Source organism: Pseudomonas sp. B21128 (assembly GCF_044218865.1).
Lineage (GTDB): Bacteria > Pseudomonadota > Gammaproteobacteria > Pseudomonadales > Pseudomonadaceae > Aquipseudomonas > Aquipseudomonas iridis.
The window spans coordinates 4,451,707-4,468,881 of the sequence record NZ_CP162590.1; the positions used below are offsets into that span (position 1 = coordinate 4,451,707).

Below are 17,175 nucleotides of genomic sequence, written 5' to 3' on the forward strand. Positions count from 1 at the left end.
TTTTTTAACGATGCCGTTACGGACCCAAGAAAACTGGCCCCACGGCGCGATCAAGCTGGACGCCGAACACACACAATTTGCGCTGTGGGCACCTGACGCGTTTTACGTCAGCGTAGAGCTGGACAATGGAGAGTCGCTGCCGATGCTGCCTCAGGCAGACGGCTGGTTCGTGGTCAAGTCCCGCTGTCCGGCGGGTACTCGCTACCGTTACAACATCGATGGCGAACTGGAGGTGCCCGACCCGGCCTCCAGAGCTCAGGACGGTGACATCGATCGCCACAGCGTGGTGGTCGACCCTCTCGCCTATCAATGGCAACACCTCACCTGGCACGGTCGCCCCTGGCACGAGGCGGTGATTTACGAGCTGCACGTTGGCGCGCTCGGCGGCTTTGCAGCGGTTGAAACGCATCTTGCCCGACTGGCCGAGATGGGTATCACTGCTATCGAACTGATGCCGATTGCGCAGTTCCCCGGTGAGCGAAACTGGGGCTACGACGGCGTCCTGCACTACGCACCGCAAGCGTCCTACGGCACGCCCGAACAGCTCAAACACCTGATCGATACCGCCCACGGCCATGGTCTGGCAGTGATTCTCGACGTGGTCTACAACCACTTCGGACCCGACGGCAATTATCTGCACCGCTACGCCAAAGGCTTTTTCCGCGAGGACAAGCACACGCCGTGGGGCGCCGGGATCGATTTCCGCCGTCTGGAAATCCGCGATTTTTTCATCGAAAACGCTTTGATGTGGCTGCTGGAATATCGATTCGACGGGTTACGCCTGGACGCGGTGCACGCCATTGAAGACCCGCAATTCCTGCGTGAACTGGCGCGACGCATCCGCCAGCAAGTCGATCCGTCCCGGCACGTCTGGCTGACCGTGGAGAACGAATTCAACCAGTCGAGCCTGCTTGAAGAGGACTACGACGCGCAATGGAACGATGATGGGCATAACGCCCTGCACGTGCTGCTGACCGGCGAAACCGATGCGTATTACGCCGATTACGCGCTCCAGCCAACCGAGCAACTTGTGCGCTGCCTGAGCCAGGGCTTTGTGTTTCAGGGCCACATCACCCGCCATGGCGAACCTCGGGGCGAACCGAGCGAACATCTTCCGTCCACCGCTTTCGTGCTGTTTCTGCAAAACCATGACCAGATCGGCAACCGCGCCTTTGGCGAACGCCTGCATCAACTGGCCGATCCCCGAGCCTTGCAGGCCGCGACCGTGTTGCTGCTGTTGTCGCCGATGATTCCGCTGATGTTCATGGGCGACGAGTTCGCCGCCGAACAGCCGTTCCTGTTTTTCACCAGCCATCATGGCGAACTGGCGGAGCTGGTTCGTGAGGGCCGACGCAATGAATTTGCCGCGTTCAGCGCCTTCGCCGATCCGCATAAACGCGAGCAGATTCCTGATCCCAATGCCGAGCAAACCTTCCACGCCTCGCAGCCACGTCTGGTAGACGGCGGCACCGCGCAGCAGCAGGAAACCCTCGCGCTATACCGGCAACTGCTGCAGTTGCGCCATCAGCACATCATTCCGCACCTCAGTGGCACACAGGCCCTTGGCGCGCAAATGCTGGGTTATGCGGCCGTCACTGCACGCTGGCGTCTGGGCGATGGCAGTGAGCTGCGAATCGACCTGAACCTCAGCGATACCGCAGTGGTCAACCCTCCACGGACCGGCGCGGTGTGGCTGTTTCAAAAGCCGCCCGCCGACGAACTGTCGGATGAAGGCCTGCTGCCCCCGTATTGCGCGCTCGTCAGCCTCACGGCCGCAACCCCCTTGCAACCTCTGAATGGAGAGCGCCTATGAGCGATGCGCAACTGGAAATTCTTGCCAGCCGAGCCGGCCTTGCCGTCGACTGGATTGACGCCAACGGGCGGCCACAAAAAGTCGTCCCGGCGGTGCTACGCAATGTCCTGATCGGCCTCGGCCACCCCGCCAGCACGGCTCAGGAAATCGACGCCAGCCTGCTTGAATTGCAAAAAGTCCAGCAAGACCGCCATCTGCCGCCGCTGCTGACCAGTGACGTGGGCGTCAGCGTTGACCTGGCCCGTTTTTTCAAACCCGAGACGCCGTGTGAAATCCACCTCGAAGACGGTTCGCGGATGGACCTGAAACTCGACTCCGAAGCCAAGCTGCCCGGCGTGGTTCCAGTCGGCTATCAGCAGGTGCACATTGACGATCAGTACTTCACGCTGGCTGTGGCGCCAGAACGTTGCTTCAGTGTCGGCGATGCGGTTGACAACCCGCTCCCCCGCGCCTGGGGTCTGAGCGTGCAGTTGTATGGCCTGCGTCGGGCCGGCGACGGCGGTTTCGGTGATACTCAGGCGCTGGAGGAACTGGCCCGGGTCGCCGGCGAGCGCGGTGCCGATGCATTGGCGATCAGCCCGATGCACGCGATGTTCAGCGCCGACACGGGCCGATACAGCCCCTATTCGCCGTCCAGTCGTTTGTTTCTGAATTCCCTGTATGCCGCGCCCGGCACGATTCTCGGCGAACGCGCCCTGCGCGATGCCATCGACAGCGCAGGTCTGGCGGCGCACTTCGCACAACTCGAAGACCTGAAGCTGGTCGATTGGCCAACCGCCGCCGACGCCAAACAGAAACTGCTGCAAGCCTTGTATGAAGGCTTTGTCGCTGGCGAACATCCGTTGCATCCCGACTTCGCCAGTTTTCGTCACGCCGGTGGCGATGCGCTGGAAAACCACTGCCGCTTTGAAGCCATTCAGGAAATGCGCGCCGCCCGTGGCGAGAGCCTTGACTGGCGCGAATGGCCCGAGCACTGGCACGACCCGCGTGGCGCCGCCCTCGGCGCATTCGCCCAGGAGTACGCCGAGCGCATCGGCTACTTCGCCTTTTGCCAATGGCTGATCCACCGCTGCCTGGAACGCGCCCAAACCGCTGCACGCGGTGGCGGCATGGGTATTGGCCTGATCGCCGACCTGGCGGTTGGTGCCGATGGCGGTGGCAGTCAGGCCTGGAGTTTTCAGGATGAGCTGCTCGCCTCGCTGACCGTGGGCGCGCCGCCGGACATCCTCAATCGTTCCGGCCAGGGTTGGGGGATTTCCGCATTTTCTCCCGAAGGCCTGATTCGCAATGGCTTTCGTGCATTCATCGAAATGCTCCGTGCCAACTTCGCCCATGCCGGCGGCCTGCGCATCGACCATGTCATGGGCCTCCAGCGGTTGTGGGTGATTCCCAATGGGTCGGCGCCGGCCGACGGTGCGTACCTGTATTACCCGGTGGATGATCTGCTGCGTTTGCTCACCCTTGAGTCCCACCGCCATCAAGCCATCGTCCTCGGTGAAGACCTCGGCACCGTGCCCGACGGCCTGCAGGAAAAACTCATTGCCCGCTCCATACTGGGCATGCGCGTGCTGTTGTTCGAACAGAACAACACCCATTTCAGACCGATTCTCGACTGGCCGGACAACGCACTGGCCACTACCAGCACCCACGACCTGCCGACGCTCAACGGCTGGTGGCATGGCCGCGATATCGACTGGAACGCCCGCTTGGGTTTTGTCGATGCCAATGGCGAAATCGAATGGCGTCGCTATCGCCAGCGTGAGCGCGAAGGCTTGCGCAGTGCCTTGAGTCAGGATCCGCAGAATTTTCGCGAAGAATCCCACGAAGCCGATCAAATCGTCGACGCCGCCGTGCGTTACCTGGGCCATACCCGCGCACCGCTGGTGTTGCTGCCGCTTGAAGATGCGCTGGGCATCGACGAACAAGCCAACCTGCCGGGCACCATTGACACGCACCCGAACTGGTCGCGGCGATTGCCCGGCAACAGCGAAGCATTGCTTGACGGTGCGGATGCCGCACGGCGTCTGGAACTCTTGGCGTGTGCGCGCCTGCAAGCTGCCGAGCGTGACCAATGAACCAAGCGAACATCCAACCGTTGCGCGCCACCCTGCGACTGCAATTTCATAAAGGCTTCACCCTCGAACAAGCCGTGCCACTGGTGCCGTACTTTGCGCGCCTCGGCATCAGCCACATTTATGCCTCGCCACTGCTCGCAGCGCGGGCCGGTTCGATGCACGGCTATGACGTGGTCGACCCGACGCAAGTCAATCCGGAACTGGGTGGCGAGCCTGCGCTGCGCCGTTTGGTCAGTACCCTGCGCGAACACGGCATGGGGCTGATCCTCGACATCGTGTCCAACCACATGGCTGTGGGCGGCAACGACAATCCGTGGTGGCTGGACTTGCTGGAGTGGGGGCGTCTGAGCCCTTACGGCGAGTTCTTCGACATTCAGTGGCACTCGCCCGACCCGTTGATGGAAGGCCAGTTGCTGTTGCCGTTTCTGGGCAGTGATTACGGTGTCGCGCTGCAAGAGGGCACGCTCAAGCTGCAGTTCAATGCGCAAACCGGCGGCTTTTACGTCGAGCACTATGATCATCATTTCCCGATTTGCCCGAACGATTATGGCGAGCTGCTCAAATCCGAAGAAGCGCTGAAGTCCCTGGCCGATCGTTTCAGCTCGCTCAGCTACCAGACCGATGCCCATTCGCTGGCCATTCCTCTGAAAGAAGAGCTTCGGCAATGGGCGAGCGAGCCGCAGGTTCTCGCAGCCATTCACAGCAATCTGGCGCATTACGACTCGACCACCGAAGAAGGTTTCCAAAAGCTGCATCAGTTGCTGGAACGTCAGAGTTATCGCCTGGCCAGTTGGCGCACGGCGGCGGATGACATCAACTGGCGGCGTTTCTTCGACATCAACGAACTGGGCGGTTTGCGCGTCGAACGTCCGGCGGTCTTCGAAGCGACTCACGGCAAAATCTTCCAGTTGATCGCCGAAGGTTTGGTGGATGGCCTGCGCATCGACCATATCGATGGCCTCGCCGATCCGCGTGGTTATTGCCGTAAACTGCGCCGCCGTGTCGATCTGCTCGCGCCGGGGCGTCATTTGCCGATCTACATCGAGAAGATCCTCGGTGCCGGCGAAACCCCGCGACGCGACTGGGCGGTGGATGGCACCACCGGTTACGAGTTCATGAATCAGCTGTCGCTGCTGCAACACGATCCCGACGGTGAACACGTGCTCGGCGACTTGTGGCAACGCCGCACCGAGCGCCCTGCCGCGTTCATCGAAGAGGCGCAACTGGCGCGTCAGCAGATCCTCAACGGCTCGCTGGCCAGCGATTGCGAAAGTGTCGCGCAGGCGTTACTGCAAGTGGCCCGCGATGACTTGATGACCCGCGACCTGACCCTCGGCTCGATCCGCCGGGTCTTGCAGGCATTGATCGTGAACTTCCCGGTCTATCGCACCTACATCAGCGCGATGGGCCGCTCCGCTCAGGATGAGGTGTTTTTCCAGCAGGCCATGGACGGTGCGCGGCAGACCCTCGGTGAAGGCGACTGGCCGGTGCTCGACTGCGTCGCGGCCTGGCTCGGTGGCACGCCGTGGCGGCAGAAGCCGCGCGGGCGTTCGCGCAAAATCCTCAAACACGCTTGCGTACGCTTCCAGCAACTGACTTCCCCGGCAGCCGCCAAAGCCGTGGAAGACACGGCCCTGTATCGTTCGGCCGTGTTGTTGTCGCGCAATGACGTCGGCTACAACACCGAACAGTTCAGCGCACCGGTCAGCGATTTCCACGAGATCAATCAGCAGCGTCTGGAGCAGTTCCCCGACAACCTGCTGGCCACCGCCACCCACGATCACAAACGCGGCGAAGACACCCGCGCGCGCCTCGCTGTTCTCAGCGAGCGCAGCCACTGGTACGCCGAACAGATCGAACTGTGGCGCGCCCTCGCCCGCCCGGTGCGCAGTGACGATCAAATGCCGTCGACTGGCGATGAGCTGATTCTCTATCAAGCCCTGCTCGGCAGTTGGCCGCTGGACCTGCACGATGGCGATCAGGCCGGATTGGCTGACTACGCCAAACGCATCTGGCAGTGGCAGCAGAAAGCGTTGCGCGAAGCCAAGCTGCAAAGCAGTTGGAGCGCTCCCAACGAAGCCTATGAAAACGCCGCGCAGTCGTTCACCGAAAAACTGCTCACCGGCGAAGAAGGCGAACTGCTGCGCGCGGCCCTGCACAAGACCGTCAACAGCATCGCCGCCGCCGGTGCACTCAATGGCCTGGCGCAGACTTTGCTGCGCATGACCGTGCCGGGCGTGCCGGATCTGTATCAGGGCAACGAGTTCTGGGACTTCAGCCTGGTCGATCCGGACAATCGTCGGCCGGTGGATTACGCCGCTCGCGAGCAGGCCCTGGAAGCAGCGTTACCGGTCGGGGAGCTGGTGCACGATTGGCGTGACGGGCGCATCAAGCAGGCCTTGATTGCCCAAGTGCTGAACCTGCGCGTCGAGCAGGCCGAGTTGTTCCGCCGCGGCTCGTATCAGGCCCTGGAGGTGCTGGGCAGCCAGGCGCACAACGTGCTCGCTTTTGTCCGCGAACATGCGGGGCAGCAAGCTATCGTGATCGTGCCCATTCGCTGCGCGAGCTTGCTGGAAAACAGTGCTGTGCCGCAGGTCGATGCGCTGCGCTGGGGCGATACGCGAGTGGTTTTACCGTTCGCCGCCTCTGACACAAACCTGAAGGGACTTTTTGCAACCCGCGCAGTCACAAAAAACAGGGAGTTGAAAGTCAGCGACGCGCTGGGGGATGTCCCGGTCAATCTCTATATCCAACACTTAACGTAAGCATGAGTTCAGTTCAGGAGTATTGCGATGAGTACCGACGATAAACGCATTCGCGAGTTCGCCTATCAGATCTGGGAATCTGAAGGTCAACCGCAAGGCCAGGAAGAACGCCACTGGGAGATGGCGCGCAAACTGGCCGAGGCCGAGGCACTGGCGCCGAAGAAGTCGCCAAAGGCTGCCGGCAGTAAAACCGCTGGCAAGTCTGCGACCACCAAGTCGGTGGACAGTAAAAGCGCGGCGGCAAAACCGAAGACGGCGTCCAAGGCCAAGCCTGCAAGCGTTGCTTCAGTAATCCCGCCGGGCGAAAAAGCCGCCGAGAAAAAGCCGCGAGCCGCACGCAAGCCCCCGGCGAACTGAAGCGCTTCCGAGTATTGAACTGAACGACCGTGTGGCGAGCGTGCTCGCCACCGAGGGCTCACTCGCCCTGAAAAAAGCACACAAACACCTGTGGGAGCGAGCCTGCTCGCTCCCACAGGTGCTTGTGTAAAACGAACGACCCGAATTTTGCAGGAGCAGTCATGACCCGTCCAAATAAAGCCGAGCCCGTTACACACGCCGAGCCATCGAGAATCCGTGAGGGTCTGCCCTTCCCGCTCGGCGCGACCTGGGATGGCTTGGGGGTGAACTTTGCACTGTTCTCCGCCAACGCCACCAAGGTTGAACTGTGCATCTTCGATGATGCCGGCGAAGTCGAGCTCGAACGCATCGAACTCCCGGAATACACCGACGAGATCTATCACGGCTACCTGCCCGACGCGCACCCGGGGATGATCTACGGCTACCGCGTTTATGGCGCGTACGATCCGGCCAACGGCCACCGCTTCAACCACAACAAACTGCTGATCGACCCCTACGCCAAACAACTGGTTGGCGAACTCAAATGGTCGGAAGCACTGTTCGGCTACACCATCGGCCACCCCGACGCCGACCTCAGTTTCGACGAACGCGACAGCGCCCCGTTCGTGCCCAAGTGCAAGGTCATCGACCCGGCGCACACCTGGGGCAACGACCAGCGCGTCAGCGTGCCGTGGGACAAAACCATCATCTATGAGACCCATGTGCGCGGCATCAGCATGCGGCATCCTTCGGTGCCGGAAAACGTGCGCGGCACCTTCGCCGGTTTGATGAATGACGACGTGCTCAAGCACATTCGCAGCGTCGGGGTGTCGTCGGTGGAGCTGCTGCCGATCCACGCATTCGTCAACGACCAGCATCTGCTGCACAAGGGCATGACCAATTACTGGGGCTACAACAGCATCGCGTTCTTCGCCCCGGACCCGCGTTATCTGGCCAGTGGCAAGATCGCCGAGTTCAAGGAGATGGTCGCGCACCTGCACGAAGCCAATCTCGAAGTCATCCTCGATGTGGTCTACAACCACACCGCCGAGGGCAACGAGCAAGGCCCGACCTTGTCGATGCGCGGTATCGACAACGCGTCGTACTACCGCCTGATGCCCGATGACAAACGCTATTACATCAACGATTCCGGCACCGGCAACACGCTGGATCTGAGTCACCCGTGCGTCCTGCAAATGGTCACCGACTCGCTGCGTTACTGGGCCAGCGAAATGCATGTCGACGGTTTCCGCTTCGACCTGGCGACCATTCTCGGTCGCTACCACGACGGTTTCGACGAGCGTCACAGCTTCCTTGTGGCCTGCCGTCAGGACCCGGTGCTGCGTCAGGTGAAAATGATTGCCGAGCCTTGGGACTGCGGCCCCGGTGGTTACCAGGTCGGTAACTTCCCGCCGGGCTGGGTCGAGTGGAACGATAAATTCCGCGACACCGTGCGCGCGTTCTGGAAAGGTGACGACGGCCAGGTGGCCGACTTCGCCGCCCGCATGACCGCATCCGGCGAGATGTTCAACCAGCGTGGACGGCGGCCGTATTCGTCGGTGAACTTCATCACCGCCCACGACGGCTTCACCCTCAACGATCTGGTGTCGTACAACGACAAGCACAACGAGGCCAACGACGAGAACAATCAGGACGGCAGCAACAACAACCTGTCGTGGAACCATGGCGTCGAAGGCCCGACCGACGATCCCGAAATCAATGCCCTGCGCCATCGGCAGATGCGCAACTTCTTCGCCACGCTGCTGCTGTCCCAAGGCACACCGATGATCGTCGCCGGTGACGAATTCGCGCGGACTCAGGACGGCAATAACAATGCGTATTGCCAGGACAGCGACATCGGCTGGGTCAATTGGGACCTGAGCGAGGACGGCAAAGCCCTGCTGAAATTCGTCAAACGCCTGATCAAGCTGCGCCTCGCTTACCCCATCTTGCGTCGAGGCCGTTTCCTGGTCGGCGAATACAACGAAGACATCGGCGTCAAGGACGTGACCTGGCTGGCACCCGATGCCACCGAGATGACCACCGAGCATTGGCACGACGCCAATAACCGTTGCCTGGGCATGCTGCTCGATGGCCGCGCGCAGGAAACCGGTATCCGCCGCAAGGGCGCCGATGCGACCCTGCTGCTGGTGGTCAACGCCCATCACGACGTTGTCAACTTCACCTTGCCGGAAGTGCCTGAGGGCAGTTTCTGGACGTGCATGATCGACACTAATCAGCCGTCGATCCGGGGTCAGGAACGTTTCGACTTCGGTCACGAGTACTCGGTCACCGGGCGTTCGCTGCTGCTGTTCGAACTGCAACGTGATGAAGAAGATTGATATGGAGTTGCAAAACTATCTCGCCCGCCGTCCCCCGGGCTACAGCGACACCTTGGCGCTGGGTGGTTGCTTGCGAGCGATGGTCGAAGCCGGGCTCGACCGCTTGCCGCTACCGGGCAGCGGTCACACGCTGCAGCGGTGGCAGCATCTGGCCAATGTTGCCGGCCACGATCTGGGGCTGTGCAAACTCTATGAAGGCCACACCGACGCACTGGCAATCATCGAGCAACTGGGCGGTTCGCCAACGCCCGGCAGCACGTGGGGCATGTGGGCGGCTGAACCGCCGCAGGCGCGGGTGCAGGTGAGACCCGCCGGGCATTTGGTCACGTTGCATGGACGCAAGGCGTGGTGTTCTGGCGCCGCCGTGCTCAGCCATGCGCTGCTTACTGCGTGGGATGCCGATGATCAACAGCAACTGGTTGCGGTCGCACTCGATCAACCGGGCGTGACCCTCACCGATCAGGGCTGGCAAGCGGTTGGCATGGGCGCTACCGGTAGCGTCGAAGTCTTGTTCGACGGCGCCGAAGCCCAGGCGATTGGCAATCCCGGCGATTACCTGCACCGACCGGGGTTTTGGCAAGGCGGGATCGGCATCGCCGCCTGCTGGTATGGCGCGGCACGGCAGATTGCCGAGGCGTTGCGTCAACAGTGCACGCAACGACAAGAACCACACGCCCTCGCCCACCTCGGCGCGGTCGATACGGCGTTGCAGGCGGCCGCCGATGTGTTGCGTTTCAGCGCCTTGCACATCGATGCGCATCCCGAAGAGAACGCCGAACTCCTCGCCCGTCGCGCCCGCGCCGTGGTCGAACAGTCGGCTGAGCAGGTGATTCGCGAAGTTGGCCGCGCACTGGGCGCCGGGCCGTATTGCAAGGATCGGCATTTCGCCAGCCTTATCGCCGACTTGCCGGTGTTCCTGCGGCAAAGCCACGCCGAACGCGACCTCGCCGCCCTCGGCCAGATAGTTGCCGAGCAATCCGTGGAGGCCTGGACGCTATGAACGCTGCGCATAAGGACAATCCAATCGTGGGTCACGGCACCTCCCTGCAGCAATGGCAGAACTCGCGGCATCTGGCGGAACTGGGCAGCATCGATATTCTCGAGCTGGTGCCTGCGGGCGCTCGGGCGGTGATCATCGCGCCGCACCCGGACGACGAAGTGCTGGGCTGCGGCGGCATGTTGCAACTGCTTGCCGCCGCCGACCGCCCGGTGCAACTGATCTCGGTCACCGACGGCTGCGCCAGTCACCCTGGCTCGGAGCGCTGGCCGGTGGAACGCCTGAGCGTGATCCGCCCGCAAGAGTCCGCCGAAGCCTTGCGCCGGCTCGGCTTGCCGATGCACCAGCTGAAGTGGCTGCGCGGTGGTTTTGCCGACACCCAGGTGGCCGCTCAGGAGTCTGCATTAAGCGACTTTATCGAGCGCTATCTACGTCCCAACGACGTGGTGTTCACCACTTGGCGTGAAGACGGCCATTGCGACCACGAAGCCGTCGGCCGCGCCAGTGCCGAAGCTGCGCGAAGGGTCGGCGCAAGCTGCCACGAGCTGCCCGTGTGGACGTGGCACTGGGCAACCCCCGAAGACGCGGTCGTGCCGTGGCAACGAGCACGCAAGATTCTACTGACGCCTGAACAAGTCGCACGCAAACGCCACGCAGTGCACGCCTTTGCCAGTCAACTGGAAGGTGACCCCGCCGCCGGACTCGCCCCGGTGCTGGCGCCGCACATTCTCGAGCGTCTGCTCCAGCCCTTTGAAGTGGTGTTTTTATGAGCGTCGAGGATCGGTATTTCGAAGGCCTGTTCGCAGGCAACGATGACCCTTGGGCCTTCCGCGAACGCTGGTATGAACAGCGCAAGCGTGCGATTACCCTCGCTGCGTTGCCTCGAGCGCACTACCGGGCGATTTTCGAACCGGGCTGTGCCAATGGCGAGTTGAGCGCGGAACTGGCCAGCCGTTGTGACCGACTGTTGTGCTGTGACACGGCGAGTGCTGCGGTGAAACTGGCGCGAACCCGATTGGGTTTGTTTGATCACGCCGAAGTCCGCCAAAGCCGCTTGCCCGGAGATTGGCCGGAGGAAAAATTCGACCTGATTGTATTTAGCGAAATCGGCTACTACCTCGATGGCAAGGATCTGACAGAAGTGATCCGTCAGATCAGCGATTCCCTGACGGCCGACGGGCAATTGCTGGCCTGTCACTGGCGCCCGCCCATTGAGGGCTGCCCGCTGAACGCACGTCAGGTTCACGATCTGATTCACGAACAATTGCGGCTGCCGCGTGTGGCGCTGCACCAGGAGTCGGACTTTATTCTCGAGGTGTGGAGCCGCGAACCGCGCTCGGTGGCGGCATTGGAGGGCTTGCGATGATTGGCATTCTGATCCCGGCGCACAACGAAGAAGACCTGCTCGACGACTGCCTGAGTGCGGCCATGCGCGCGAGCCAGCACGGTTTGCTCGCCGGTGAACGCGTCGAAGTGCTGGTGGTGCTCGACAGCTGCACTGATCGCTCGGCGCAAATCGTCAGCCGCTATCCAGTGCAGAGTCTGCACATCGAGGCACGCAACGTCGGCCAGGCCCGCGCCGCCGGTGCCCAGCTGTTACTGGAGCGCGGGGCGCGCTGGATCTCCTGCTCGGATGCAGACAGCCGCGTCGCCGATGACTGGCTGGTGGCTCAGCTCGGGCTGGGCGCGGACGCGGTGTGCGGCACGGTCACTGTCGAGCGCTGGCATGAGTCGTTCGATGAAGCGGCGCAAATCCACTATCACCGAAACTATCGGGCCTGCGAGGGTCATCGGCATATCCACGGCGCCAATCTGGGCATCAGCGCTGACGCTTACCGGTGGGCCGGAGGCTTTAAACCGCTGGCGTGCGACGAAGATGTGCAACTGGTCCGGGAGCTGGAGCTGGTTGGCGCAAACATCGCCTGGAGCCATCGCCCGCAGGTTCACACCAGTGCTCGCCTGGACAGTCGGGCCCGGGGCGGATTTGGCGACTATCTGCGCCATTTGGCACAGTTGGAAGCAAAAAAACCGGATCAGATTGATCTGTGACGCGACGAATCTGAGTTCATGGGCAATACTCCCGTGCGTGGCAATCCAGGGTTCGGAGCGCTGCACGGCAATCAACCAGCCTTCAAGGGTCGACGACGTCGGATTTCATGACGGTGAGCGCGATCGAGGGCGAGACAAACAAGGACGTCGTACCCATGAAACCGTTATCGCTAAGTGAAGGCCCTTCTTCGGCGCAAATCTGGAACAGCGCCGCGCAACTCGACAACATCCCCGTCATCAATACCCGTAGCCTGGTGCGCACCGGCGCGCGCGCGGTGATCATCGCGCCGCATCCCGGCGACGAAGTGGTGACCTGCGGCGGCCTGCTGCAATTACTTTCAAGCCTGGGCCATCCGCTGCAATTGCTCTCCATTACCGATGGCAGCGCCAGCCACCCCGGTTCCCGACAATGGTCGGAAAAACGCCTGAGCGTATTCCGCCCGCAGGAAAGCGTCGAAGCCTTGCGCCGCCTCGGCTTGCCGATGCACAGCCTGAAATGGGTTCGCGGGGGCTTCACCGATAACGCCCTGAGCGATCAACACAGCCAGTTGACCGAGTTCATCGGCCGTTATCTGCGGCCCGGGGACGTGGTGTTCAGTACGTGGCGCGGCGACGGCAATGACGACCATGAAGCGGTCGGTCACGCCGCCGCCGAAGCCGCTGAACTGGCCGGGGCGACTTTCCACGACGTACCGGTCTGGGCATGGCATTGGCCGGAGCGCGACCAGCAATTGATCCCTTGGCAGCGAGCTAGAAAACTGCGTCTCGACACCTGGACAGTCGCACGTAAAAGCCACGCCACCCATGCTTACGCCAGCCAGCTCAAGGGCGAACCGGCGCTGGGCATCGCCCCCATGCTGCCGCCGGTGATTCTTGAGCGGATGCGTTTGCCGTATGAGATCGTTTTCGTCTGACTTATCACTCTCGCACGGATGACCATTCGTCGGCACCTGTCAGATCTGACAGGTGCGCAATCCTCCCATTCAGCGCGTAATGACTCCGGCCACTAACCGACCGGAGTTCTTCGCCCATGTCCGCCAACGACCTGCCCGGCAACACCACCACACTCTTCAAGGAACTCGACATCCCCGGCCGCACGGGTCCGGTCTCCCAGCGGCCGATGGTATGGGGTATCAACCGGGCGGCTGCGCATGACAACTTTCCCCGTCAGGGCCTGTTGTGTCGGGCCGGGCCGTGGGGTTTGATGGAAGTTGGCGACACGATCGCGATTTCTATGGCAGGGCTGGAAGTCCTGCGAAAAATCGTCGACAAGCACGAGGTCGACAAAGAGCTGCAGATGTTCGTGCCCGCAGCCCGCCTCCACGAAGGCCCATTCACCGTCTCCTACACGGTCACTCGCCTCAACCAGACGCCTCTGCCTTCAGAGGTCACGGATTATGTGTTCAAGGGTACCCGCCCCGGCGGTCACGACGAAGACGATAGGCCGGGGCATTCGAAGCTGATCATGAGCATCCCGCCGGAGATCATCGGCGGCGGCATTGACAAGGACAACATCGCCGACGGTTTCCTGGTCACCATTAGCAACGATGACGGCTTGCCGCCCTACCCATTCGCAGCGGCCGGTGATCAGATCCAGGTAAGCGTTGGCGGAGTATTTGTGCTCAGCGAGCGGCTCACTCAGGATCAGGCCGACGGCAAGATACCGATCACCATTCACATCGACGAAGCCACCCTGCGCGAGGCGGGCGACTCCGATAGCACCGGTTTGGGGGTGGCCTTCGAGGTCTACGATCTGGTGGACAACCGCTCCGAGGACTGGAGCTTCGAGCAACGCGTGGTGGTCGCCATCGACACGACCCGGCTGGAGGCGCCGCTGCTCAGGGAAGCCGTCAACAACGTGCTGGATGTCGACAAGCTCGGCAACGCCAACGGCACGGCGCAGATCGTCGCCCTGGACACCAGCAAATTCAAAGTGGGCGACATCATCATTTTGCAAATCAAGGGCACGCCTGTGGAAGGTGCGCCCATCTATAAAGAGATCGTCAGCGAGCCGCTGGTCAGCGTGCCCAGCATTGCCGAAATGTCGGTGCCCAACGCTGTCCTGCGGCAATTTGCCAAATCGCGCTTTGCGATGTCCTTTCGGTTACTCAGTGCCGACGGTTCTCCAGAGCTGCACGCCAAAACCCAGTTCATCAGCGCCATCGGCGAGGTGCAGCGGCTGGCGGCTCCGATTGTCCGTGACGCCTTGAATGGCGCGCTGGACCCGACACTGGCACAGGTGGTCATTCTGATCCCGTTCGATGAATCGTTCGTCGCCGGCCAGTCCATCGAACTGCGCTGGCTCGTCATTCGTTCCGACCTGAGTCACTACATGCCCACCCTGCCATTGCGCACGATCACCGATGGTGACATCGCGGCCAAAAAGTCGCTGCAAATAAACGTCCCCGGTGATCCGCACCTGGAGATGGCCAATGGCGGCAAGCTGGAGGTGTACTATCTGTTGCACGTTGCAAACGCGGTGCTCGGCACGATGAATCGGGTCAACGCCACCCATGCCACCCGCGAATCGATCCACGCCGAGATCCTGCAAGTCGGCGAGCCGCGCCTGGAACTGCCGGAGCCGGAAGTGGCCGGCGTCGTCAACGGTGTCATGCCGCCCGACAGAGACGGCACGACGCTGACCATATCCTACCTGGACACACAACCCGGCGATGTCGTGACCTACTGTTGGAGCGGCTCGAAAACCGGCACGGTCTGCGACTCGATCACACTGAACTCGTTTACCGCGGGCAAAATCATCCAGTTCACCATCGGGGCCGGGCTGATCAAGAACAATGAAGGTGGGATGGTTAAGACGGACTATTGCATCAAACGCGCGGCGGGTGGCACCAGTTATTCCAACCCGCTGACGTTCCGTGTCGGGGTGGCGCTGGAGCTCAAAGCCCCCTCCATCGAACAAGCGCCGAATGGTTCCACCCTGGATCCCTTTGCGGCGGAGGATGCGCTGACCGCAATTATCGATTACGACATGCGCCTTGGCGACAAAATCACCGTGACCTTGACCGGCGCCCCCGGCACCCCGGCCGGCGGCTCGCACACCACGGCGCCAGTGAACGTGACCACCATTGGTGCGCAGAAAATTGAGATCGACAACGCGGTTCTGGCTTTCAACCTCGGCCAATCTGTGACGGTGAGTTTCATCGTGAGCCGTGATGGCGAATCGAAAGATTCGCAGCTGTTGCTGCTGGCGGTGTTGCCGATCAAGGATCAGGACCATCGCCTGCCAAGCCCGATCATCAATGGCAACACCAGCTCCGAACTGGACACCACCACGCTGGCCCGCGGCGCAAAAACACGCATTGCACGCTGGGCGCATATCGCACAGGGGCAACCCCTGTGGTTGCTCTATCTGAAAGACGACGACCCTACGCCCATCGCCGTAACTTACGAGGCCACGCCAACCCCTGCGGCGGGACTGCCCACCGGGATGTATCCCGACACTCCGGTGGCTGCACTCAAGGCATTGCGACATGGTGAACGCGTGAGCGTAATGTTCAAGGTCGGCTTTGATCGCAGCCCCGATGAAAGCAAAGCGGTAACTTTCCCGGTGCGCACCTATACCATCAAGGCTGTGGAGGATCTGAAGCCGCAAATTACATCCGTCAAAGGCTCACCGAGCGGGGATGAAATTCTCGAGGGTGGCACTACCGTGGAAACAGCCGTCACACTGAGTGGCACTGCCGCCAAAGGCCAGAAAGTTGAAGTGTTCGACGGCGCCACCTCCAGAGGGGACGCCACCGCAGATGGGACAACAGGCAATTGGGAATTGAGAGATTCAGGCTTGAGCCTGACGACTCACCTTTACAAGGCGAAGGCACTTTATGGTTCGGGCCTGGAGTCAAGCGCACGCACATTCAGCGTGGTGGGAAAGCTGAATGTCATACCAACCCAGTTTCCGCGCTACATCGCGGTCAGTCCTGATGGCGCTCGTGCATATGTACTCGGCTTCGGTCCTGTTAGTAACAGAGTGATCACACTCGACGTTATTGATCTCGCGACGCAGCGCGTTATTGACTCCACCAATATAAACACTCGGCTTGTCTGGGACTTAATCGTTAGTCGGGATGGCAATCGACTGTATCTTTCCACTCCATTTATCATTCTTGAATATGACGCTTCTGATCTCTCACAATTGCGATCATTCACCAGCGAAATTTATCGATCAGATTTAATCGCCAGTCACGACCACAGCAAGCTTTACAGTACTGGCGACATGAATACCGATTTCCCTAACGGAAGAACGGAAGTTCTAGATATTGCAAGTGGTCGAATAATTCGAAACATCAACTTGGGCAACAATTCGCTACCTTCCGCATTATCTCCGGACGATAAGCACCTCTACGCTATCAATAGAAACAGTCTTCCTTCGCTGTTGATATTCGAAACCAATAACTTCACCCAAATAAAAAGCCTCGATGTAGCGTGGAATGCAACCGATATAGTTGTAAAACCAGATGGAACATATCTATATGTGTTAAGCAGTCAGCACACTGAACTCATAGAGATAAGCATTCCAACGCACAACATCACCCGACGAATAAACGTTCATCCCGGTCTATCAAAAATGGCGATAACGCCAGATGGAAAACATTTATGCTGTGTTGGAGAGAGCAAAAGCGAAGAATCGTTCATCATTGACACGAGCACACTTGCAATCCGCAGAATCAAATCGGGTCGGTCGCCGCATGCAGTGGCATTCAGCAAGAATGGGCAACGGGTATAATCTGTAACCATGACGATCATACGGTATGGGATTCTCCCTGGTGAAACAGGTGGA

At 60.8% G+C, this 17,175-nt stretch carries 11 protein-coding genes; all 11 read left to right on the plus strand.

From position 1 onward, the window contains the following. The first annotated feature begins 10 nt into the window (after window positions 1-10). The 11 genes from treZ to AB4P91_RS19945 all read left to right on the plus strand — a co-directional run bounded on the left by treZ (window position 11) and on the right by AB4P91_RS19945 (window position 17,121). Window positions 11-1,813: a malto-oligosyltrehalose trehalohydrolase gene (gene treZ, locus AB4P91_RS19895; protein ID WP_395603483.1), complete on the plus strand. Its 1,803-nt coding sequence runs from the start codon at window positions 11-13 to the stop codon at window positions 1,811-1,813. Next, complete coding sequence (gene malQ, locus AB4P91_RS19900) at window positions 1,810-3,888, plus strand: 4-alpha-glucanotransferase (RefSeq protein ID WP_395603484.1); 2,079 nt, start codon at window positions 1,810-1,812, stop codon at window positions 3,886-3,888. The genes treZ and malQ overlap by 4 nt, the downstream gene beginning before the upstream one ends. After that, the gene (locus AB4P91_RS19905; protein ID WP_395603485.1) at window positions 3,885-6,653 is read left to right on the plus strand and encodes a malto-oligosyltrehalose synthase; all 2,769 of its coding nucleotides are present in this window, start codon (window positions 3,885-3,887) and stop codon (window positions 6,651-6,653) included. The genes malQ and AB4P91_RS19905 overlap by 4 nt, the downstream gene beginning before the upstream one ends. A 27-nt stretch (window positions 6,654-6,680) precedes the next feature. Then, entirely contained in the window at window positions 6,681-7,010 is a 330-nt protein-coding gene (locus AB4P91_RS19910) for a DUF2934 domain-containing protein (RefSeq protein WP_395603486.1), read from the plus strand. Window positions 7,011-7,171: 161 nt separating this feature from the next. After that, complete coding sequence (gene glgX / locus AB4P91_RS19915; protein WP_150597728.1) at window positions 7,172-9,331, plus strand: glycogen debranching protein GlgX; 2,160 nt, start codon at window positions 7,172-7,174, stop codon at window positions 9,329-9,331. A gap of 1 nt (window position 9,332) precedes the next feature. After that, entirely contained in the window at window positions 9,333-10,331 is a 999-nt protein-coding gene (locus AB4P91_RS19920) for an acyl-CoA dehydrogenase family protein (RefSeq protein ID WP_150591723.1), read from the plus strand. Next, window positions 10,328-11,098 carry a PIG-L deacetylase family protein gene (locus tag AB4P91_RS19925; RefSeq protein ID WP_150591722.1) on the plus strand — a complete coding sequence of 257 codons (771 nt, stop codon included), beginning with the start codon at window positions 10,328-10,330 and terminating at the stop codon, window positions 11,096-11,098. Before AB4P91_RS19920 ends, AB4P91_RS19925 begins: the two co-directional genes overlap by 4 nt. Next, a complete protein-coding gene (locus AB4P91_RS19930) occupies window positions 11,095-11,694 on the plus strand; it encodes an SAM-dependent methyltransferase (RefSeq protein WP_150687389.1) in 600 nt (199 codons plus the stop codon). The genes AB4P91_RS19925 and AB4P91_RS19930 overlap by 4 nt, the downstream gene beginning before the upstream one ends. Beyond that, window positions 11,691-12,377, plus strand: coding sequence for a glycosyltransferase (locus AB4P91_RS19935; protein ID WP_395603487.1), 687 nt, complete (start codon window positions 11,691-11,693; stop codon window positions 12,375-12,377). The genes AB4P91_RS19930 and AB4P91_RS19935 overlap by 4 nt, the downstream gene beginning before the upstream one ends. 155 nt (window positions 12,378-12,532) lie before the next feature. Further along, window positions 12,533-13,291: a PIG-L deacetylase family protein gene (locus AB4P91_RS19940; RefSeq protein WP_150591719.1), complete on the plus strand. Its 759-nt coding sequence runs from the start codon at window positions 12,533-12,535 to the stop codon at window positions 13,289-13,291. A gap of 116 nt (window positions 13,292-13,407) precedes the next feature. Then, a complete protein-coding gene (locus AB4P91_RS19945) occupies window positions 13,408-17,121 on the plus strand; it encodes a YncE family protein (RefSeq protein WP_395603488.1) in 3,714 nt (1,237 codons plus the stop codon). Window positions 17,122-17,175 lie beyond the last annotated feature (54 nt).